This is a genomic window from Vreelandella glaciei (genome assembly GCF_013415125.1).
GTDB lineage: Bacteria > Pseudomonadota > Gammaproteobacteria > Pseudomonadales > Halomonadaceae > Vreelandella > Vreelandella glaciei.
Genome location: NZ_JACCDE010000015.1, coordinates 83,929 through 102,237, shown reverse-complemented (window position 1 = coordinate 102,237; position 18,309 = coordinate 83,929). Strand labels below are relative to the sequence as shown.

General features: G+C 53.3%; 21 protein-coding genes and 1 riboswitch. Of the genes, 14 read left to right on the top strand and 7 right to left on the bottom strand.

The genetic code is table 11. The features are described 5' to 3' along the window. Nucleotide 1: 1 nt before the first annotated feature. Nucleotides 2-1,057 carry a zinc-binding metallopeptidase family protein gene (locus tag HZS80_RS11815; protein ID WP_035560024.1) on the bottom strand — a complete coding sequence of 352 codons (1,056 nt, stop codon included), beginning with the start codon at nucleotides 1,055-1,057 and terminating at the stop codon, nucleotides 2-4. Nucleotides 1,058-1,366: 309 nt separating this feature from the next. Between HZS80_RS11815 and HZS80_RS11810 the strand changes: the two genes are divergently transcribed. The 8 genes from HZS80_RS11810 to HZS80_RS11775 all read left to right on the top strand — a co-directional run bounded on the left by HZS80_RS11810 (nucleotide 1,367) and on the right by HZS80_RS11775 (nucleotide 11,163). Then, nucleotides 1,367-2,866, top strand: a complete 1,500-nt coding sequence (locus HZS80_RS11810; protein WP_035560026.1) for a CoA-acylating methylmalonate-semialdehyde dehydrogenase — start codon at nucleotides 1,367-1,369, stop codon at nucleotides 2,864-2,866. Nucleotides 2,867-3,389: 523 nt separating this feature from the next. Continuing rightward, on the top strand, nucleotides 3,390-3,992 hold the full coding sequence (locus HZS80_RS11805; RefSeq protein WP_179916189.1) for a peroxidase-related enzyme: 603 nt from the start codon (nucleotides 3,390-3,392) through the stop codon (nucleotides 3,990-3,992). A 61-nt stretch (nucleotides 3,993-4,053) separates the two neighbouring features. Continuing rightward, a riboswitch (TPP riboswitch) is annotated at nucleotides 4,054-4,161 on the top strand. After that, nucleotides 4,151-5,530, top strand: coding sequence for an SLC5/6 family protein (locus HZS80_RS11800; protein ID WP_179916188.1), 1,380 nt, complete (start codon nucleotides 4,151-4,153; stop codon nucleotides 5,528-5,530). It overlaps the preceding riboswitch by 11 nt. Nucleotides 5,531-5,593: 63 nt before the next feature. Continuing rightward, a complete protein-coding gene (locus HZS80_RS11795; RefSeq protein WP_179916187.1) occupies nucleotides 5,594-7,018 on the top strand; it encodes a sensor domain-containing diguanylate cyclase in 1,425 nt (474 codons plus the stop codon). A gap of 28 nt (nucleotides 7,019-7,046) precedes the next feature. Beyond that, nucleotides 7,047-8,015, top strand: coding sequence for a magnesium transporter CorA family protein (locus tag HZS80_RS11790; RefSeq protein ID WP_179916186.1), 969 nt, complete (start codon nucleotides 7,047-7,049; stop codon nucleotides 8,013-8,015). A 141-nt stretch (nucleotides 8,016-8,156) separates the two neighbouring features. Beyond that, a complete protein-coding gene (locus tag HZS80_RS11785) occupies nucleotides 8,157-8,735 on the top strand; it encodes an NnrU family protein (protein WP_179916185.1) in 579 nt (192 codons plus the stop codon). Nucleotides 8,736-8,908: 173 nt separating this feature from the next. Next, nucleotides 8,909-10,087: an alcohol dehydrogenase catalytic domain-containing protein gene (locus HZS80_RS11780; RefSeq protein WP_179916184.1), complete on the top strand. Its 1,179-nt coding sequence runs from the start codon at nucleotides 8,909-8,911 to the stop codon at nucleotides 10,085-10,087. Between the two features lie 11 nt (nucleotides 10,088-10,098). Further along, nucleotides 10,099-11,163 carry a proline racemase family protein gene (locus tag HZS80_RS11775; protein WP_179916183.1) on the top strand — a complete coding sequence of 355 codons (1,065 nt, stop codon included), beginning with the start codon at nucleotides 10,099-10,101 and terminating at the stop codon, nucleotides 11,161-11,163. A gap of 26 nt (nucleotides 11,164-11,189) precedes the next feature. On the opposite strand, the gene HZS80_RS11770 is transcribed toward HZS80_RS11775, so the two are convergent. From HZS80_RS11770 to HZS80_RS11760, 3 genes are all read right to left on the bottom strand, one after another. After that, nucleotides 11,190-11,411 (bottom strand): DUF1289 domain-containing protein, encoded by a 222-nt coding sequence (locus HZS80_RS11770; protein WP_179916182.1) that lies wholly within the window; start codon nucleotides 11,409-11,411, stop codon nucleotides 11,190-11,192. A 31-nt stretch (nucleotides 11,412-11,442) separates the two neighbouring features. Further along, entirely contained in the window at nucleotides 11,443-11,859 is a 417-nt protein-coding gene (gene arfB / locus HZS80_RS11765) for an alternative ribosome rescue aminoacyl-tRNA hydrolase ArfB (protein ID WP_027960041.1), read from the bottom strand. 86 nt (nucleotides 11,860-11,945) lie between these two features. Then, complete coding sequence (locus HZS80_RS11760) at nucleotides 11,946-12,893, bottom strand: D-2-hydroxyacid dehydrogenase family protein (RefSeq protein WP_179916181.1); 948 nt, start codon at nucleotides 12,891-12,893, stop codon at nucleotides 11,946-11,948. Nucleotides 12,894-13,002: 109 nt separating this feature from the next. Here HZS80_RS11760 and HZS80_RS11755 point away from each other — a divergent pair, with 109 nt between their 5' ends. The 4 genes from HZS80_RS11755 to HZS80_RS11740 all read left to right on the top strand — a co-directional run bounded on the left by HZS80_RS11755 (nucleotide 13,003) and on the right by HZS80_RS11740 (nucleotide 15,339). Beyond that, nucleotides 13,003-13,617 (top strand): flavin reductase family protein, encoded by a 615-nt coding sequence (locus HZS80_RS11755; RefSeq protein WP_008957365.1) that lies wholly within the window; start codon nucleotides 13,003-13,005, stop codon nucleotides 13,615-13,617. 143 nt (nucleotides 13,618-13,760) lie between these two features. After that, nucleotides 13,761-14,144, top strand: a complete 384-nt coding sequence (locus HZS80_RS11750; protein WP_281662228.1) for a methyl-accepting chemotaxis protein — start codon at nucleotides 13,761-13,763, stop codon at nucleotides 14,142-14,144. Between the two features lie 147 nt (nucleotides 14,145-14,291). Continuing rightward, nucleotides 14,292-14,861 carry a DJ-1/PfpI family protein gene (locus HZS80_RS11745; protein ID WP_179916180.1) on the top strand — a complete coding sequence of 190 codons (570 nt, stop codon included), beginning with the start codon at nucleotides 14,292-14,294 and terminating at the stop codon, nucleotides 14,859-14,861. 115 nt (nucleotides 14,862-14,976) lie between these two features. Then, complete coding sequence (locus HZS80_RS11740) at nucleotides 14,977-15,339, top strand: ribbon-helix-helix domain-containing protein (RefSeq protein WP_008957361.1); 363 nt, start codon at nucleotides 14,977-14,979, stop codon at nucleotides 15,337-15,339. A 42-nt stretch (nucleotides 15,340-15,381) separates the two neighbouring features. On the opposite strand, the gene HZS80_RS11735 is transcribed toward HZS80_RS11740, so the two are convergent. After that, a complete protein-coding gene (locus HZS80_RS11735; protein WP_179916179.1) occupies nucleotides 15,382-16,149 on the bottom strand; it encodes a DUF1499 domain-containing protein in 768 nt (255 codons plus the stop codon). Between the two features lie 94 nt (nucleotides 16,150-16,243). Here HZS80_RS11735 and HZS80_RS11730 point away from each other — a divergent pair, with 94 nt between their 5' ends. Beyond that, nucleotides 16,244-16,591 carry a hypothetical protein gene (locus HZS80_RS11730; RefSeq protein WP_179916178.1) on the top strand — a complete coding sequence of 116 codons (348 nt, stop codon included), beginning with the start codon at nucleotides 16,244-16,246 and terminating at the stop codon, nucleotides 16,589-16,591. On the opposite strand, the gene HZS80_RS11725 is transcribed toward HZS80_RS11730, so the two are convergent. Both HZS80_RS11725 and HZS80_RS11720 read right to left on the bottom strand, forming a co-directional pair. Continuing rightward, nucleotides 16,588-16,821: a DUF3820 family protein gene (locus HZS80_RS11725; RefSeq protein ID WP_179916177.1), complete on the bottom strand. Its 234-nt coding sequence runs from the start codon at nucleotides 16,819-16,821 to the stop codon at nucleotides 16,588-16,590. The two genes, HZS80_RS11730 and HZS80_RS11725, sit on opposite strands and share 4 nt — an antisense overlap. 29 nt (nucleotides 16,822-16,850) lie before the next feature. Then, entirely contained in the window at nucleotides 16,851-17,735 is an 885-nt protein-coding gene (locus HZS80_RS11720) for a LysR family transcriptional regulator (protein ID WP_179916176.1), read from the bottom strand. A gap of 133 nt (nucleotides 17,736-17,868) precedes the next feature. Between HZS80_RS11720 and HZS80_RS11715 the strand changes: the two genes are divergently transcribed. After that, nucleotides 17,869-18,294, top strand: a complete 426-nt coding sequence (locus tag HZS80_RS11715) for a VOC family protein (RefSeq protein WP_179916175.1) — start codon at nucleotides 17,869-17,871, stop codon at nucleotides 18,292-18,294. Nucleotides 18,295-18,309: the final 15 nt, after the last annotated feature.

The following is an 18,309-nucleotide window of genomic DNA, read 5'->3' as shown; positions in this document are numbered from 1 at the left end:
GCTAGCGCTCAACAGGGCTGGCGGCTTGGATCAGTTGATGCAGGTACGCCAGTTTATCCCGCACGGCGGGGGCGAGCGCCGCTGGCGAAAGGTCGAGTAGCCCCATATCCCGGTTGAGTTCGTTCACCGCCAAGCCGACCTGATGAAAAGCCATCAACATGCTGTCCAGGCTACCGTCATATTCGACATGTGTAATGCCCATGTGCAGTGCGGTATCCAGCACGGCCACCATATCCAAGTAATAGGCGAAGGTTTCGGCGAAGTCTTCCCAGGGGTGCATGGTGGCGTAAGCAGAGATAAAACGCGCAGGCCAGTCGCTGGGGGCGCCCTGCTGATAGTAACGCTCTAGCGCCTCTGCGTAGCTTGGTCGATGGTGGTTGCCAAACAACGCACGACACGCCTCTTCATCGCGATCCTTTACCAATACATCCCAATAATAGTGGCCAATTTCATGGCGGAAGTGACCGATGAGTGTGCGGTGTGATTCGTTCATATCGACGCGCAAGCGTTCACGCTCAACGTCATCGGCTTCTTTGACGTTAATGGTGATATGGCCCGACGCATGGCCGGTATACACCTTCTCTTGCTTCGCGGTAGAGCGCCATAACCCCTGGTCGGGAAGGGCATCGGCCATAAATGAAAAGCTTAGCGGCACGTTAATGGAATCGTCTTTGGTGCCATGTGGCAGCTTGAGTAGATCGAGGGTATGAAATAGCCGCCGCTTTGCTGCTTCAAGCGCCGCCCAGCGTTCACGATGGCCTTCAATATTGAGGTCGGGAATTACCTCGTTATAACGACAGCAGTCACATAGTACATCCGCTTGGCCGCGTTCCATCACCACCATGCGGTTACAGACGTTCTCAACGGCGTAGTTGTGGCACTTCATCAGCGCTGTATCGCAACCTGGGTGCGTACAGCGATAGCCACCGTTGTCCAACGGCTCAATCGCGACAATATTGCTACAGGCGGGGCACCAGCCGACGTCTGATTGGCAGGTAAGGCAGTGGGTGTTTTCATAAAAGAGTGAATTGCCACAGCGGCAGCTGAAGGTCTGCATCGTTAGTTCCCTGTGCTTAAACACGTCATGCGTAGCGTTTGCCGTGAACGGTTTGAAAAACCACGGCGCCCCTGGTTAGCGGAAGCATAGCCACCACGGCACAACAATGAAAAGGCTAATTGACGCCATGCGGCAGATTTTGTTTACTCATAGGATACTTGGTTGACGTTAACGTTAACTTGCTGCTATACCCTGTGTTCTTGCTGACAGCGGTGCGCAGGCAGTCACTGCTTTATGACAGCAATCACAGCCATAACAACCATAGTCAAAACCACCACCAAAACCACAACTATAAACAGGAGCAACGTTATGTCCGTTCGCGAAATACCCATGTATATCAATGGTCAGCCCGTACCTTCGCAAAGTCAGGAATGGCGCGATGTGATTAACCCCGCCACACAAGAGGTGGTTGCGCGGGTGCCGTTTTGCACCGCTGACGAAGTGGAGCGTGCCATCAGTAATGCTAAGGAGGCTTTCAAGGAGTGGCGTAAAGTGCCGCTTGGCAAGCGAATGCGCATCATGCTCAAGCTTCAGGCGTTAATTCGTGACAATACCGCAGAGCTGGCGGCGCTGATTACTGAAGAGCACGGCAAAACCCTGCCGGATGCGGAAGGCGAAGTAGGCCGTGGCTTGGAAGTGGTGGAGCACGCATGTTCGATTACCTCGCTCCAACTGGGTGAGCTGGCTGAAAATGCCGCCAATGAGGTGGATGTTTACACCATGCACCAGCCGCTGGGTGTTGGGGCCGGCATTACCGCGTTCAACTTCCCCATTATGTTGCCGTGCTTTATGTTTCCGCTGGCCATTGCTACCGGCAATACCTTTGTTCTCAAGCCTTCAGAGCAAGACCCAAGCTCCACTATGCGCTTAGTCGAACTGGCTCACGAAGCCGGCATCCCGCCCGGCGTGCTTAATGTGGTACACGGGGGCCCGGATGTGGCCAATCAAATTGCTGACCATCAGGATATCAAGGCGCTCTCATTCATTGGCTCTACCCACGTGGGTTCGCTGCTTTATAACCGCGCGGCGGCAGCGGGCAAGCGCATGCAGGCGATGATGGGGGCCAAGAACCACTGCGTGGTGATGCCGGATGCCAACCGTAGTCAGGCGATCAATAACTTGCTGGGCTCAGCCTTTGGTGCGGCGGGCCAGCGCTGCATGGCGAATTCGGTGGTGGTGCTAGTCGGTGAGGCACGCGAATGGCTAAGCGACATTGTTGAGGCGGCGCGGGCAATGAAAGTGGGGCCGGGCACCCAGTTGGATGCCGATTTAGGGCCACTGGTATCGCCGGCTGCTCGTGATCGTGTGCTGCGTTTAATCGATGCAGGCGAAAAAGAGGGCGCCAAACTGATGGTCGATGGTCGCAATGTTCAAGTGGACGGCTACCCCAACGGTAACTTCGTGGGCCCCACTCTGTTTTCGGATGTGACCGCGGATATGACCATTTACCGCGAAGAGATTTTTGGGCCTGTGCTGTGTGTGGTCAGTGTTGAAACCCTCGATGAAGCGATCGAATTTATCAACGCCAACCCCAACGGCAATGGCACCTCTATCTTTACTAACTCTGGTTGGATTGCTCGCCGTTTTGAAACCGATATCGACGTGGGTCAGATTGGTATCAATGTGCCCATCCCCGTACCGGTTGCCTACTTCAGCTTCACTGGCTCGCGGGCATCAAAGCTGGGGGATTTAGGGCCTAACGGCAAACAGGCGATTGCCTTCTGGACGCAAACCAAAACCGTCACAGCGCGTTGGTTTGAACCAGAGAATGTTTCCAGTGGCATTAATAGTACGATTTCGCTTGGCTAAATGAAGCGCTATTCAATGCCTGAGGCTGGCCCCGCATTAAGCGGGGTCAATTGATAGCAGGTGAGGCCAAAGCCAAGCCGATGAACCGACATATCGTGATTTAAAAGTTATCAAACAACGGCAAGCTTTCTTCCAGCAATTGTTCAAGGGGGCCGAGTTGGCTTTCATGCAGTACCAGCAGGGCGTGTTGTGCTTGGAGGCGTGTTCAAAATCCTGCACTGCTCGTTTGAAGTCAGAGACGTTACTGAGGGCGTAGTCGACATGCTGAAGGCCGTCGGGCTCAAACCCACCATTTTCCCAGCCATGAATGGCTCTCAAGGTCATTTGGCCCCGCGTCATTGGGCGGGCCAGTAACATATGCAGCATGATCCGAATAAGTAGTTGGCGCTCATCCGTAGCATTTTCAAACGCTTGGTAGGGGGCAGGAAACAGTTCGTTTAGACGACCGGAGATGTGTTCTTTTGTTTCGTTATGGCTAAGTCGTTTTAATGAGATGGTTAAACTGAACAATAAAGAGGTGATTATGTCTGCTCCATTAAGCCGTTTTAATGTACCAGAAACGTTAGATGATCTGCCCGACGATATTCGCCATACTATTTTGGCCGTCCAGGAAAAGGCAGGGTTTGTGCCTAATGTATTTTTAATGTTGGCCCATCGTCCTGCTGAGTTTCGTGCTTTCTTTGCCTACCATGATGCGCTAATGGAGCGTGAATCTGACTCGCTCACTAAAGCCGAGAAAGAGATGATTGTGGTCGCTACCAGTGCGCGCAATCGCTGCTTGTATTGCGTGGTGGCGCATGGGGCACTGGTGCGCATCTACAGCAAAGACCCGCTGCTTGCGGATCAGGTCGCCATCAACCATCGCGTGGCACCGATTAGTGAGCGCCACCGAGTCATGCTCGACTTTGCCATGCATTGTGCCATTGATGTCGGTGAAATGACCGATAAGTGGCGCACGCGCCTGCGGCAAGAAGGTTTTAGCCAAGAGGACTGCTGGGATATAGGCGCCATCGCGGCGTTTTTTGGTTTGTCGAATCGACTGGTCACCCTGGCGGGTACGCCGCCCAATGAGGAGTTCTATCTGATGGGGCGGGTGCCTCGCGCGGAGGCTGCCAACACACCTTAAATTTTACTAAGACGCGAAACTTTACTAAGACGCGTTTTTGGTTGACGATACTGTCTTCATTCACTGTCGCCAGGGGAGCCCTGCTTGCAAGGGCTGAGAATGCGCGCTGCGCAGACCCTGGAACCTGATCCGGTTCGTACCGGCGGAGGAAGTGCGACATGCTATACCTGACGTCAGCCGTGCTTGGCGCGGCGCTGTGCTGCTTTGCTTTTTTAGGCCTACGGGCTCGCTGGGTAGATGGACCCGTTGATGACTATGTCACGGCTCGTAACTCACAAACAGCTTCAACCCTGGGTCTCTCCTTTCTTGCCTCTGGCATGGGGGCGTGGATACTCTTTGCCCCGCCCGAAATTGGCGCTTTTGTTGGCCCCCTCGCATTAGCAGGTTATGCGCTAGGGTCGGCACTGCCGTTTATTGTATTAGGACTCTATGGCCCAAAAATTCGCCGTGCATTGCCGGAAGGGCGCAGCATCGCAGAGTTTGCAGAAGCGTGCTATGGCCCAGGCGTGCGGCGCTGGGTAACGTTGGTGTCGGTTGGCTATATGGCTTGCTTTCTGGCAGCGGAGCTCACCGCCATTGGGTCAATCACCGCGCTATTGTCAGATGTGCCGCCCGCGCTGGTGATTATTGGCGTTGCCCTCACCACTCTGGTGTATACGGCGGTTGGCGGGTTGCGTGCCAGCCTTGCCACGGACCGATGGCAGGCATGGCTGTTGCTAGCGCTTTTGTTGGCGGTAGGTAGCGTTACGTTATGGCGCCTACCCACAATGCCTAGCGAGGCAACGCTGCCTTCAATCCCCGTTGCCAGCGCGCTAAGCGTTGCGTTAACGCTGGTCATCGCCGTCACCGCAGCGAACCTCTTCCATCAGGGGTATTGGCAGCGCGTTTGGGCGGCAAAGGACGATCAAAGCCTGGGCCGTGGCGCTTGGCTAGGCGGCGGTATGACCGTCTTAGTCGTGATGCTAATTGGTGGTTTGGGCATGCTGGCGTCAATGAGTGGGGTTCCCCTTGGCGAGCCGCCGATGCCGTTTTTCGCGCTGCTAACGGAGGCCCCAGCTTGGCTGACACTCCCCGCTTTAGTGCTGGCAGTCACTTTGGTAGCCTCCAGTGTTGATACGTTACAAAATGGTATCGCTTCCCTGGTGGTGTCGCGCAGCGAACAGCGGGGTGTTTCCATCGCCGCTGCCCGCTGGGTCACGATTGCATTGATGATACCGGTGGTAGTGATTGCTTTGCAGGGGTTGTCGGTACTGCGGCTGTTCCTGATTGCTGACTTACTGTGTGCCGCCATTGTGGTGCCTGTGCTGCTAGGTCTGTGGCAACGAATGACCCCTTTTGCGGCTATTGCGGGAGGCATTGCAGGGTTGCTGGGTGCCATTATTCCAGGGTGGTTCAGTCAGGGCAGCCTCATCGCGGGAGTGGTAGCTGCCAGTTTTCCGGGCAGTATTCCTACGTTGGGACCGTTTGTCGGCGCGCTAGTCGCCTCAACGCTGGTGAGTGTTTTGCTCGCGAGTATGAGTAAAAACCATAGGCAGTAAGCAGGAAAGTGCTGGTCGCGATATGCTGGTAGATCTACACCTACCTAAAGGGGTGATATTACAATGAGCTACCCCATAGCATCTAATGAAGAGGCGCGGTTAGCCGCTCTTTATGAGCTTGAACTATTAGATACCCCGGATGAACCAGCGTTTGACCGCGTCACCAGGCTGGTTACCCAGTTACTGAATGTGCCTATCTCAACGATCACGTTGATTGATGCCGAGCGTCAGTGGATTAAGTCGCGCGTGGGCGTGGAAACCCGCGAGACAACGCGAGATGTGGCTTTTTGCGCTTATACAGTGATGGCCTCAGAGCCGTTAATTGTTGAAGATGCACGCAAGGACCCTCGCTTTGCGCAAAATCCTTATGTGGCCGTTTCGGATGGGGTTCGCTTTTATGCAGGTATTCCGCTGTGCACCTCCAATGGGCTTGCGTTGGGATCCCTCTGTGCGATTGATATTAAGCCTCGTACTCTTAGAGAGCAGGAGCTGGCGGCTTTGAAAGATTTAGCGGCGATTGTGACTGATGAAATTCGCCTTCGTGAGCGGCTGATCCGAGAGAGAAAAAAAGCACAAGAATCTCAGCGGGCGTTAAACGAGCTTCATTACAGCATGGAGTGCCAGATTGAGCGGCGCACTAACGAGCTCAATCTGGTCATTGAGTCCGCCTATGACGCCTATATCAGCGTTGATTCACAGGGCGTTATTCTGGATTGGAATCGAGCGGCTGAGTTAATGTTTGGCTGGCCACGCAAAGCTGTGCTGGCAAGGACCATCACTCAACTACTCTTTCCTAATGGCTTGCCAACTGAGAGTGATCAAGGCCCTATCACCTATACAGCGCGGTGCCATGATGGCAAGGAGCTGCCCGTCGAGGTTCGCATCAAGACATTAATCATTGATGGCCGCGAGCGACGCAGTCTTTTTATCCATGATATTACCGAACGACAGCAGCTAGAGCGTTTGCGCGATCAACAGGCCCGTGAAGACGTATTAACTAAACTGCCTAATCGACGTGCCCTAGATGAACGCCTGCCTGACGCAATGGCCCGTACTCGGCGTACTCAAAAGCCCTTAGCAGTTTTATTCATGGATCTGGACGGTTTTAAAGCGATTAACGACACTCATGGCCATGCCATGGGTGATGAGCTGCTGCGTGTGATGGCTAAACGATTGGTGGAGACCGTCCGTGAAACCGACTATATAGCGCGGTGGGCCGGCGATGAGTTTGTCTTGCTATTAGAAGGCAGTGAGTCCATGGCGATTGAGCCGTTGGCTAACAAATTAATACAGGTGATTGAAGAGCCGTTTGCTGCTGGCAATGCGGCGCTGAATATCAGCGCAAGCATAGGTGTTGTCATGTACATGCCGACTAGTGCTGAAACGGCCAACGAGCTATTAAAGCGAGCCGATGTTGCCATGTATGATGCCAAGCGCTTGGGAAAAGCCCAAGTTCGCATAGTGCAGCCTTTAGGTAGTGCTTCTTAAGAAAGACCGGAAATATTCAAGGACGATCATGATTCGAACTATTCTGACTACGCCTGAAGGCGAGACCCATGAGGGCGGTGAAAGCCTAATGGCTGTGTGGCGGGCTACGCCGGGAAGCCATATCTGGATTGATATGCAGGGAGAAACCCAGCAGAGCGAACGGTCGATTTTAGAGGCATTCGAGTTTCACCCGATGGCGATTCAAGATGCCCATAAAGAGCGCCATCCACCTAAAATAGAAGAGTTTGATAACCATACGCTGATTATTTATCGCGGCATCTCCTCCTTCGATGCCGAGCTGAACTATTTGCCTCAACAGGTCTGTTTTTTTGTGGGCGAACGGTTTTTGGTTACGCTCCATCCTGGTGAAGCGTTAAGCATTGAGCGGCTGTTTAACGAGCACGGCAGAGCACTTTTGGCGCATTCGCCGGAGCAGGTCGCGCTGCGCGTTATGTATATCTCAGCTGGGTTTTATATCGATAGCCTGCTTGAGTTTGAAACTGAATTAAGCGATCTAGAGGATGAACTGTTAGAAGACGGCAACGATGTTTTGATGCGCAAGATCATTACTTATCGTTCTCGATTGGTCAAAATGCGCCGCATTTTTAGTTACCACAAAGGCATTACTCAAGAGCTGACGGCTTATGACTACGAGCATCTGCCCCGGGAAGAGAGCGAAACCCTGCACGCTATTAACGATGTGGCGGACCGCTTTGAACGTCTCTACACCTTGACCCAGATGTACTATGACATTTGTGGTGACCTAGTTGATGGCTATATCTCTATTTCTTCTCATCAGCTAAATATCACCATGCGTGTTCTCACCGTCATTACCGCGATTTTTGTGCCCCTTACGTTTATCGCTGGGATTTACGGCATGAACTTCGAAAATATGCCCGAGCTGCGCTATGAGTACGGCTACTTTTTTGTCTTAGGGGCGATGCTGGGCATCGGCGGCATATTGATTTGGTTATTTAAACGCAAACACTGGTTTTAAGCTCGTCAGTGAACGACACGCCAGGAAACGAAAAGTTGACGCATGCATAGGTGGTTGAGGGGTGAGTGTGGCATCCTCTGCAGCGACCAAGACTATAAGGCATCAAGCCGTCGACTAGCATTTTCACTGGGAGCATTTTTCATGACCATAATGATCATCGGGCTGCTGATTTTTTTAGGTAGCCACTCTGTGCGTATTTTTGCTGAAAATTGGCGACAGCAGCAAATTGCCAAATTCGGCGAAACCACGTGGAAAATAGCCTATTCGGCAGTGTCCGTGATCGGCTTGGCGATTGCCATTTATGGATTTGGCCAGATGCGCCTTGACCCTATTTATGTGTGGCAACCACCCATGGGAATGCGCCATGCGGTCGCGCTGCTCATGCTGCCTGCCTTTATTATGCTAGTGGCGGCGTATGTTCCCCATAATGCTATTAAGGCCAAGCTTGGCCACCCGATGATGCTGTCAGTAAAAATATGGGCGTTTGCCCACCTGCTAGCCAACGGCCGCTTAGGCGATATTATCTTTTTTGCAGCCTTTCTTATCTGGGCAATCCTAGCGTTTAAAGCTGCCAAAAAGCGTGATCGTTTGACGTCAGCTGCGCCAGTTAGCACCACGAAAATGGCTACTATTGCTACCGTACTCATCGGGCTGGTGGCGTATGTCTTCTTTGCTTTTTACTTGCACACCGTGTTGATTGGTGTCCCTGTCTTTAGCTAATGCTTATGTTTAATTAATATCTGTATTGGCTAATATTAATAAGTGTGCTTTGTTCTTCTGGCGGCCTCGCAACCACGCGTTGCCGCCATTGCCGCTTATATGGCTTTTGAGACTCGGCAAGAGTTTGTTATTGTCATTTGAGCGCCAATATACCCATATTAAGGAGTCAGCTCATGGCCGAAATTGAAAACACGCTGCCGCCGACGATGGCCGCCATGCTATTGACTGGACATGGCGGTATTGAGAAATTGGAGTACCATCCGGATGTCGCTACACCTAAGCCCAAGGCGGGCGAAGTGCTGGTGCAGGTGACGGCGACAGCAAAGAACAATACTGACCGAAAAGCGCGTGAAGGCCTTTATCCCACCAAAGATAAAGGTGATGTGACTTCCTTTGCCATGGGTGGCACCCCGACGCTTACCTTCCCGCGTATTCAAGGGGCCGATGTGGCAGGCCGCATCGTGGCGGTTGGAGAGGGGGTCGACGCTGAGCGCATTGGCCAGCGAGGGCTGCTCGATTTTAATATCTACGCCGACGAGCGCCGTGATATTAACCTCACTCCTGATTACTACGGACATGGTGCCGATGGCGGCTTTGCTGAGTATATCGCTGTCCCTGCTGATCAGTTTTATCACGTGCCCAACCCCGAGCTTCACGATGCTGAATTGGCCTCAATGGGCATGTGCTCTTATCAAACGGCTTACCACATGATGACCGCCGCCAAGGTGAGTGCTGGTGAGCGCGTGTTGGTCAGTGGCGCCAGCGGTGGCGTGGGTACCGCACTGATTCAGCTCTGCCGCGTTGTGGGCGCTATTCCCTATGCGGTAAGCCAGCTAGACAAAGCTGACGCCCTTAAAGCACTAGGCGCAGAAGCGGTGATTGACCGTGGAGACTTGCCGACGTTTGTGGATCGCGTGCTGGAAACGACCAGCGGTAAACCGATCGATGCGGTGATGGATCTGGTCGGCGGTGAAATGACCAATCTATTTATCGATACCATGATTGTCGATATGCAGGGACGTAAGAGCTACCCGCGCCTTTCCATTGCGGGTGCCAGCGGTGGCAATCTGAGCGAAATGATGTGGACGCGCGTTTATCTGTACCAAGTGCAGATTTTTGGCGTTTCCCACGGCACCCGTGAAGAGGCCGAACAGCTTGTGGCATGGATACGCAGCGGTGAATTAAAGCCCGTGCTTCATGCGGCATTTAAGCTTTCCGACCTGCATGCGGCCGAGCGCTATTTTGTTAATCGGGACAGCAACTATCTGGGTAAAATTGTGCTTGTTCCCGATGCCCAGTGGGCCTCTCATGGTGCTCCGTTCGCCCTCGAAAATTCCTCTTCTGACGCTTAGGAGCGCCACTAGTGCCTAATCTCCATACCATCCAGTTAATGGATACTCACGCCGGTGGCGATGTTAGCCGTATTGTCACCGGTGGCATCGATATTTTGCCTGGCGCCACTGTACGCGAGCAGATGGAGTACCTGCGCGATGACGCCGACGGTTTACGTCGCTTGCTGCTTGAAGAGCCCTACGGCATTCCAGAAATGTCAGTCGATTTGTTGGTGCCTCCCAGCCATCCGGAAGCGGTCGCGGGCTATATCATTATGGAAGTAATGGGCTATCCCATTTACTCTGGCTCTAACACCTTGTGTACCGCGACAGCTGTGCTGGAGAGCGGTATTGTGCCCAAGCAGGAAGGGATACAGCGCTTTAAGCTGGAAGCGCCGGCAGGCTTGGTGCAGATCGAAGCCAAAGTGCATAACGGCGTGGTGGAGTCAGTTACCTGTGGCGGCCTTCCCAGCTATATCGATACCTATCGCGATACGATTGATGTGCCGGGCATTGGTGATGTCACATACTCCATCGCCTACAGCGGTGGCTTTTATGCGTTAGTGGATGCCACTGAATTGGGCTTTAAGCTGACGCGTGATGAAGAGCGTGCGCTCTCTGAGTGTGCCTATAAAATTGTTGAGGCAATTAAAGCGCAGCGAGGCTTTTCCCATTACACCCTGGGTGACGTAGGGCCACTGCCGTTTTTGCACTTTATGGGTCCTGAAGAGAAGGTGACGGAAGGTTATATACGTTCACGCTCAACCACCTATGTTCATCCTGGCGTTATTTGCCGTAGTACAACGGGTACTGGTACCTCGGCACGCCTGGCATTGATGAATTATGAAGGGCGATTGAATATAGGCGATAAACTAGAGACGGTTTCACTGCGTGAGACGGGGTTTATCGGCACCTTCATTGGCACTCATCAGGAAGGCGCTTACCAAGTAGTGGAAAATACCATTACCGGCCGCAGTTACGTGTTGTCGCGCTCGGATATTGTGATCAACTGTGACGACCCGATGGTGGCGTGCGGTGAATTGCACCATATCTTGAGTGACCGTCATCAGCCTGCGGCATTGTCTTTAGAAACTTAGTCTTTAGAAACTTAGTCTTTAGAAACTTAGTCTTTGGAAACCTGGTCTTTAGAAATATGGCTATCAGAGACATAGCCTTCGCTTTCCAGGCGTTCCCATACCGGGGCTTTTTCGGCCTCGGTCATGGCTCCCCAGACCGAAATTTCATCTAGCGTACGGCCGCAGCCATTGCACAATGAAGAGGATGGCTCGATCTGGCAAATCTGCACGCACGGCGAGAGTGGGCGGACGGTAGAAGATGTGCGCATTAAGATAGGCTCTGAAGAACTGACTGGCGCATTATGACGCCGACACTTTACCGCGCAATGACTTGATTTTGCCCTTACGGGTTTTGTGATCGACGCGGCGTCGCTGTGAACCTTTGGTGGGCTTAGTGGCACGGCGTGCTTTTTGCTGCTTGGTGGCACTCTGTATCAGTTCTTTTAAGCGTGCCAACGCATCCTCTTTATTCAGCTCAAGCTTACGATGGCTCTGGGCTTTAATAATCACCACGCCCTCTTTACTGATGCGCTGATCGGACAGCGCCATTAAGCGCTCTTTGTACAGCGGTGGCAGTGTTGAGCTAAGAATATCGAAGCGCAGATGTACTGCTGAAGCGACTTTATTGACGTTCTGGCCGCCCGCGCCTTGGGCGCGAATCTGGCTAATATCAATCTCCCAATCAGCCAGGGTAACGTTGCTAGAAATGGTGAGCATTAATGGCCTCTGTGTTACTCGTGAACCCATAAGGCTAGCACAATTGGCACAGAGACGGGGATGGCTAGCCTACTTAGCGCGCTCAATTAGCCCGCTAAATTGTTAATCGGTTGACCATCCATGTAAGCCAGCAGGTTGCTAAAGGCATCGCCAAAATAGAGCTCATAGCTATCTTTTTCTACATAGCCAAGGTGAGGCGTGGCGACTAGATTAGGCAATGCCAGCAACGCGTTTTCAATGACCGGTTCCGCATCGAAGACATCCACCGCTGCCTGACCAGGGCGCCCAGCTATAAGCGCCTGCTCAAGCGCACCGGGCGCCACTAACGGTGAACGACTGGTATTTACCAGCAGAGACGTAGGCTTCATCTGGGCGAGTGATTCAGCAGTGACGATACCGCGGGTTTCGTCGTTCAAGCGAAGGTGCAGGCTCAGCACATCTGAGCGCTGAAACAAATCGGCCTGACTTTCGGCCACTTCGAGCCCAGCATCCAAAGCGCGCTGGCGAGTGCCTTCCCGGCCCCATACCAGCACGTTCATTTCAAACGCTTGACCATAGCGTGCTACTAAGCTGCCGATTTTTCCATAGCCGAAGATGCTTAGCGTGCGCCCTTTAAGGCCGGTACCTAACGTGCGCTGCCAGCGGCCTGCTTTCAGGTTCTCGACCTCTGCCGGTATATGACGCATGGCGGCAAGCACTAAGCCCCAGGTCAGCTCGGCCGCAGCGTAGGGAGAACCAGTGCCCGCCATAACAGTAACGCCATGGCGGCGACAGGCCGCCATATCCACATGCGCTGCACCACCACCCGTTTGGCTAATGACCTTCAGTTTGGGTAAGCGCTCTAGTAGGGCAGCCGTGATTGGCGTGCGTTCACGAATCAGCACTAACGCCTCGGCGTCCTGGAAACGCGCACTTAGCGTGTCCAGGTCGGTAAGAGTGTCGTGATACACCGTCACATCGTGGCCTTCTAGCTGCTTGAAGGCCTCTAAATTGCGCACACAGTCTTGATAATCATCGGGAATAATAATCTTCATGGAGAGGATTCCTTAAACTGGTCGCATCGATAATAGTAAAACAGGGCTTGGTGGGCCTTGTTGTTATAAAGTGATACTAACCTGAACACTAACCGTCAAGGAGCCAAAAATGAGTAACTATCTGTTAGATGATTCCCCCCTAAGCCCCGGTGTTATTTACCGCTTGTTATCCGGCGTTGTTTGCCCAAGGCCCATTGCCTGGGTGTCTACCCAGGATAAGCAGGGAAATACTAATTTAGCACCGTTCTCCTTCTTCAATGTCGCTAGTGTCAACCCGCCGGTGCTGGCATTTTCACCACTGCTCAATGGCAGCGGTGAGCTTAAAGATACGGTGCGCAATTTAAATGACGTTGCAGAATGCGTTGTGCATGTGGGGAGTGAGGCGTTAATTGAAGCGCTCAATACCACTAGTGCCAGCCTGCCGCCAGGAGAGGATGAGTTTACCCTGGCCGGGCTTGAAAAGGCTGCTATGCCGGGTGTGAGCGTTCCGCGGATTGCTAATGCGCCTGTAGCGTTTGGTTGCAAACTGTTCGATATGATTCGGTTCGGTGACCAACCTTTAGCAGGTACGTTGGTACTGGCGCAAGTGGTTTCCATTCATATTGATGACGCGCTATGGGACGGTCGCCATGTGGATATGGACCTTCTGAAACCTGTAGGTCGCCTAGCGGGCAGCGATTACATCCGCATTAGTGATCGTTTTGCGATAGAACGTCCTGATTAGCAGTTGCTTAATTTATATAACTTAATTTTCTTATGGTAATTTTAGTCTTTATTTCAAATATTGCCTTTAAAGCCAGCTTGTTGGCACTGAGTGCCTCCGTTGAAGCCGCCCAGCCTGGCGAGTAGGGGCGCGGGTTTGCTGTGGTGGCCCAAGAAGCGCGTAAATTAGCGCGACGCAGCGCTGAAACGGCGGCCCAAATTCGTCATTTAGTAGACGACAGTGTCGCTAAGGTGAGCGAGGGCGAGCAACTCGTCAACGCATCCAGTAAGCACCTTCCGGAGATCATTGATAGCCTGGGTGAGGTGACGCGCTATGTCACGGAGATTGCTGGGGCGACCCATGAACAGTCGGCAGGTATTGACCAGATCAACCAAGCGATTTCGCAATTGGGTCAGGTGACGCACCAAAATGCCCGCTTGGTACAAGAAGCCACGACGGCCAGTCATACACTAGATGATCGTGCCGGCGACATGCATTCACAGGTAGGGCACTTTCAGGCGGCGACACGGCGGGGCAACGGCATCTAGCGCTTCCGCAGCAGGAGAAAATGACTCAGTAGTAAGCAATTACTACCTGCTGGTGGAAAGCGCTTGCTAGTCTTATCTCACACGCCTCGCGTGTGCTCACACACTCGATCAATAACCATAAGATAAATAGGTAAAAGGAGTACTGAGATGAGCAGTAAGCGCATTTTAATGATCACCGGCGATTTCACTGAAGACTATGAAACCATGGTGCCGTTTCAGGCACTTATGGCCGTCGGCCACCGAGTAGATGCTGTCTGCCCTGGTAAAGCCTCGGGCGATACTGTGGCAACCGCGATTCATGACTTTGAAGGCGATCAAACCTATTCTGAAAAGCCTGGGCACCGCTTCGCACTGAATGCTGATTTTGCCAACACTAACCCCGCCGATTACGATGCCCTAGTGGTACCGGGTGGTCGCGCACCGGAATACCTTCGTCTCAACAAGGAAGTCCTGACGATGGTTCAGCACTTTTTCGAGACCAACAAGCCCGTGGCGGCCATCTGTCATGGTGCGCAGCTCTTGGCTGCTGCAAAAGTGCTTGAGGGCCGGCAGTGCTCCGCTTACCCGGCCTGCCAGCCCGAGGTAGAGCTTGCCGGTGGCCACTTTGCCAATTTGGAGGTAACGGATGCGGTAACCGATGGCAACTTGGTCACCGCCCCCGCATGGCCTGCCCACCCAGCCTGGCTGGCGCAATTTATGGCATTGTTAAATAAGTAAAGCTAGCCGCACTATCATAATTACCTTTGCGCCCGGCCCTAGCCGGGCGTTCTGCGCTATTGCCCACTATATTGATAGCGTGAGCCTGAGCGGACTACTCGAAGAGGCAACGTCCATGTGTAAACTCTTTATTCAAGCTAATCCCGAGCTATGGCGTAGTGCGACGCACTCGCTGCGTATAGATGGCATGGTCACCAGTGTGCGGATGGAAAACTATTTCTGGCACATTCTCGAAGAGATCGCCCAGCGAGATGGAATGAATACCGCCCAAATGATTACCCGGCTGTATCATGAATCGATCGATGCCGGGCACGATTTGGGTAACTTCACCTCGTTTTTACGCGTTTGCGCCCTGCGTTACCAAGCACTTCAATTGAGCGGCGATATTCCAGTCCAGCACCAAGTACCCATCGCCACCCTGGACGCGGAACAAATTTTAGCGCGTGAAGCTGGCAACAGGCAGGACTCCTTACATTAAAAACGGCGGCTGAGAAGGGGGACTGGGAAGGAAGTAGAGCCGTTATTCGAGCCGTGCTTCCAGCGCGCTTAAATATTCTGCAATACGCGCTGCATTGGTGCCCACATCGCTTGCGCCCAGGCGTGACGCCGAGCGCATATCGACCTGCACACCATTGTTTAGCTCGGTTAAACGAATAACCACATCATCCTCAAAGCCAAACCAGCGCGTGGTTGCGGTGGCCTCTATGTGATTGTCGGTAATTAGGGCGATGCGCCAGCCAGACTCTTCCGCCGCTGCTTGGGCAGCTGCCAGTACGGTTTGCGGAGATTCAGCTACGATTATCGGCTTGATGTGAGGGTAGGCTGCTCGCTGTTGCAGGGCGGTTGTCTCACCAGGGTAATCGACCGCGTTAGGTGCAGCACGCCGTGCGTTGGCTAAAGCTTCAAAAGCAGGTGGGTTCTGGGTATCGGTGGTGATGTCGTGAATGGCCGGTACCTCTTGGGCACGTTGCCAGTGCTGCCAAGGCACAAAAAGCAGCGCCGCTGCAGCGATAATGACCATTGAGGCCATCAAGGCTGATGTGAAGCGACGAGCCAGCATGCTCAGCAGCAGCGTAATGATGCTGACTGCCACCGCACCACCAGCGGCATAGACGCCGTTACGTAGTAAGTTAAACGCCTCGCCCAGGCTGATAAGTTCGCCCCGATAAGCCGGGCCAGCGCCCGCCATCATCAGTGCCGCCGCTACAAGCAGCAGAATGGCTAAACCTGCCAGTATGCCTGGCCAGCGGCCACCGCGTGGGTGTGACGCTTTCAGTTGCATTGCCATGTTCCCTCCTTGTCACATCGTATTCAGCTATTCTTAGCACAAATACAACGCCAATTGGCAATCTGAACGTTTAATACCTGACGATAGGATGTACATGACCGATCACATAACCGCTTTACGTCAGTTGCTACTCAGCGCACCGCAAGAAACCCTGCCAATGACCTACCAGCAGGTGGCCACCGAGCTTGCGCTAACGCCGCCGCGCACCATTGGGCAAGTTACCCAAGCGCTTGAGCAGTTAATGCGTGAAGACGCCGCGCAACAAACACCTTTTATCGCTGCCTTAGTAATCAGCCGCCGGGGCGATGGGTTACCCGCTACGGGCTTTTTTGAGTTAGCTGTCGCTTTAGGCCGTTTCCCCAAAGACCCGACCCTCCATGAGTCGGCTTACCGGGCTGAGTTTCAGCGCGCCTTAAACGAGCGCGACGATTACCAGCGTTAAGTGTCGCCGCGCTGGCTAGGCTTTTTACGCAGCGGATCGAGCAGCGGGCCAAGCCCGTTGTGATCGATTTCGTGCATCAAATGCAGCAGTTGACCAATCTCGCCAGAAGGAAACCCTTCCCGAGCAAACCAGTTTAAATAGGGGCCGGGGAGGTCGGCGATCAGGCGGCCCTCATACTTGCCAAAGGGCATGGTACGGGTGACTAGCTTTTCCAGATCCTCTGGTTTCATGCATTAACTCCTGTGGCCTTAAATGGGGGCTAAACACAATTACCAGGTTGTTGTGCCGTTTCGCCAATCAAATGAGCAAGCGCTCGGGCGGGTTCGCTCAAATGACCACTGGTAGGATGAATTAGCCCTATATCACGATGAAAGGTACGCTCGCCTAAATCAATCGCACGCACGCCGGCTGGCCAGCGTGAGTGGGCGATGGCCTCGGGCACCAGGGCCACGCCTACCCCCTTGGCGACCAGCTTAATGATCGCTTCCAGTTCGTCGACTTCGCATACCTCGCGCACATTGCAGTGGTTATCACGTAGAAAGCGCTCCACCTGCCTGCCCCCAAAGGAGGCACGGTCGTAGCGGATAAACGGCTGGTTGGAGAGCATTTCCCGCCACTGGTCGCCGTTGATATGCGGTGGCAAGATTAACCGAAAAGGCTCGTGAGCTAGGGGTGTCCAGCGCAAATCACTGTGTAGCGAAAAGGGCGGGCGAATAATCACTGCCATATCCAGTTCGCCAGCGTCGACCTGATTTACCAGTTCCATGGAAAGCCCCGGTACCACGCGGGTACAGCAATCGTGATAAGCGTGATGAAAGCGCGCGAGCGCATCAGGCAGTAGCGAGCGCTGGATGGAGGCGATGGCGCCGATATTGATCCGTTGTGTGGCTGGCTGGCCTGACATGGACACGCCCAGCGTGCTATACAGCGTCAGCAGGGCGTGGGCTTGCTTCAACGTCTCTTGCCCTCGCTGGGTCAATATGGCGGCACGCCCTTTGCGTTCAAACAGGGCAATGCCTAGTTCTCCCTCAAGGCGTTTCATCTGTGCACTGACCGCTGCTTGAGTCAGGCCAATTTTGTTACCTGCCGCGGCAAAGGTGCCTTCCTGTGCTACCGCAATCAGCGTTTTCAGCTCGCGGATCATTGATAAATCCTTTTTGTGAATCAGCCAAATAGTTATTGATTTTATTTTCCCATGCGTCGCCCTAGGATGAATACAGCGTGGCAGCATAAAGTGCCATTCAACCCCTTAAAAGCCTAATAAGCTGGAGATGACAATGAGCCTTTCACCTTTCCATTTGGCTATTCCTGTTTACGATGTAGCGCTGGCGCGGGCGTTTTATAATGATGTGTTTGGCCTGGAAGAGGGGCGTTCCAGCGAGCAGTGGGTTGACTTTAATTTCTTTGGCCACCAACTGGTCATTCATGAGCAGCCCAAAACGCCGGGGCAAGAGAGCGCACACACCAACCCGGTAGACGGACACAACGTTCCGGTGCCGCACTTCGGTGTGATTTTAGAGTGGGATGAGTGGGAAGCCCTAGCCGAGCGTCTGAAAGCGCGCGATACGCAGTTTGTGATTGAGCCTTATATTCGCTTTAAAGGCGAAGTGGGTGAGCAGGCCACCATGTTCTTGCTTGACCCATGCGGAAACGCCCTAGAGTTCAAAGCGTTTAAAGATATGAGTCAGGTGTTTGCCAAATAATTACTGCATTAGCCC

Coding starts and splice junctions, on each gene's coding strand:
- HZS80_RS11815 (WP_035560024.1), bottom strand. CDS start 1,057: ATGCAGACCTTCAGCTGCCGCTGTGGCAATTCACTCTTTTATGAAAAC.
- HZS80_RS11810 (WP_035560026.1), top strand. CDS start 1,367: ATGTCCGTTCGCGAAATACCCATGTATATCAATGGTCAGCCCGTACCT.
- HZS80_RS11805 (WP_179916189.1), top strand. CDS start 3,390: ATGTCTGCTCCATTAAGCCGTTTTAATGTACCAGAAACGTTAGATGAT.
- HZS80_RS11800 (WP_179916188.1), top strand. CDS start 4,151: ATGCTATACCTGACGTCAGCCGTGCTTGGCGCGGCGCTGTGCTGCTTT.
- HZS80_RS11795 (WP_179916187.1), top strand. CDS start 5,594: ATGAGCTACCCCATAGCATCTAATGAAGAGGCGCGGTTAGCCGCTCTT.
- HZS80_RS11790 (WP_179916186.1), top strand. CDS start 7,047: ATGATTCGAACTATTCTGACTACGCCTGAAGGCGAGACCCATGAGGGC.
- HZS80_RS11785 (WP_179916185.1), top strand. CDS start 8,157: ATGACCATAATGATCATCGGGCTGCTGATTTTTTTAGGTAGCCACTCT.
- HZS80_RS11780 (WP_179916184.1), top strand. CDS start 8,909: ATGGCCGAAATTGAAAACACGCTGCCGCCGACGATGGCCGCCATGCTA.
- HZS80_RS11770 (WP_179916182.1), bottom strand. CDS start 11,411: ATGCGCACATCTTCTACCGTCCGCCCACTCTCGCCGTGCGTGCAGATT.
- arfB (WP_027960041.1), bottom strand. CDS start 11,859: ATGCTCACCATTTCTAGCAACGTTACCCTGGCTGATTGGGAGATTGAT.
- HZS80_RS11760 (WP_179916181.1), bottom strand. CDS start 12,893: ATGAAGATTATTATTCCCGATGATTATCAAGACTGTGTGCGCAATTTA.
- HZS80_RS11755 (WP_008957365.1), top strand. CDS start 13,003: ATGAGTAACTATCTGTTAGATGATTCCCCCCTAAGCCCCGGTGTTATT.
- HZS80_RS11745 (WP_179916180.1), top strand. CDS start 14,292: ATGAGCAGTAAGCGCATTTTAATGATCACCGGCGATTTCACTGAAGAC.
- HZS80_RS11740 (WP_008957361.1), top strand. CDS start 14,977: ATGTGTAAACTCTTTATTCAAGCTAATCCCGAGCTATGGCGTAGTGCG.
- HZS80_RS11735 (WP_179916179.1), bottom strand. CDS start 16,149: ATGGCAATGCAACTGAAAGCGTCACACCCACGCGGTGGCCGCTGGCCA.
- HZS80_RS11730 (WP_179916178.1), top strand. CDS start 16,244: ATGACCGATCACATAACCGCTTTACGTCAGTTGCTACTCAGCGCACCG.
- HZS80_RS11725 (WP_179916177.1), bottom strand. CDS start 16,821: ATGAAACCAGAGGATCTGGAAAAGCTAGTCACCCGTACCATGCCCTTT.
- HZS80_RS11720 (WP_179916176.1), bottom strand. CDS start 17,735: ATGATCCGCGAGCTGAAAACGCTGATTGCGGTAGCACAGGAAGGCACC.
- HZS80_RS11715 (WP_179916175.1), top strand. CDS start 17,869: ATGAGCCTTTCACCTTTCCATTTGGCTATTCCTGTTTACGATGTAGCG.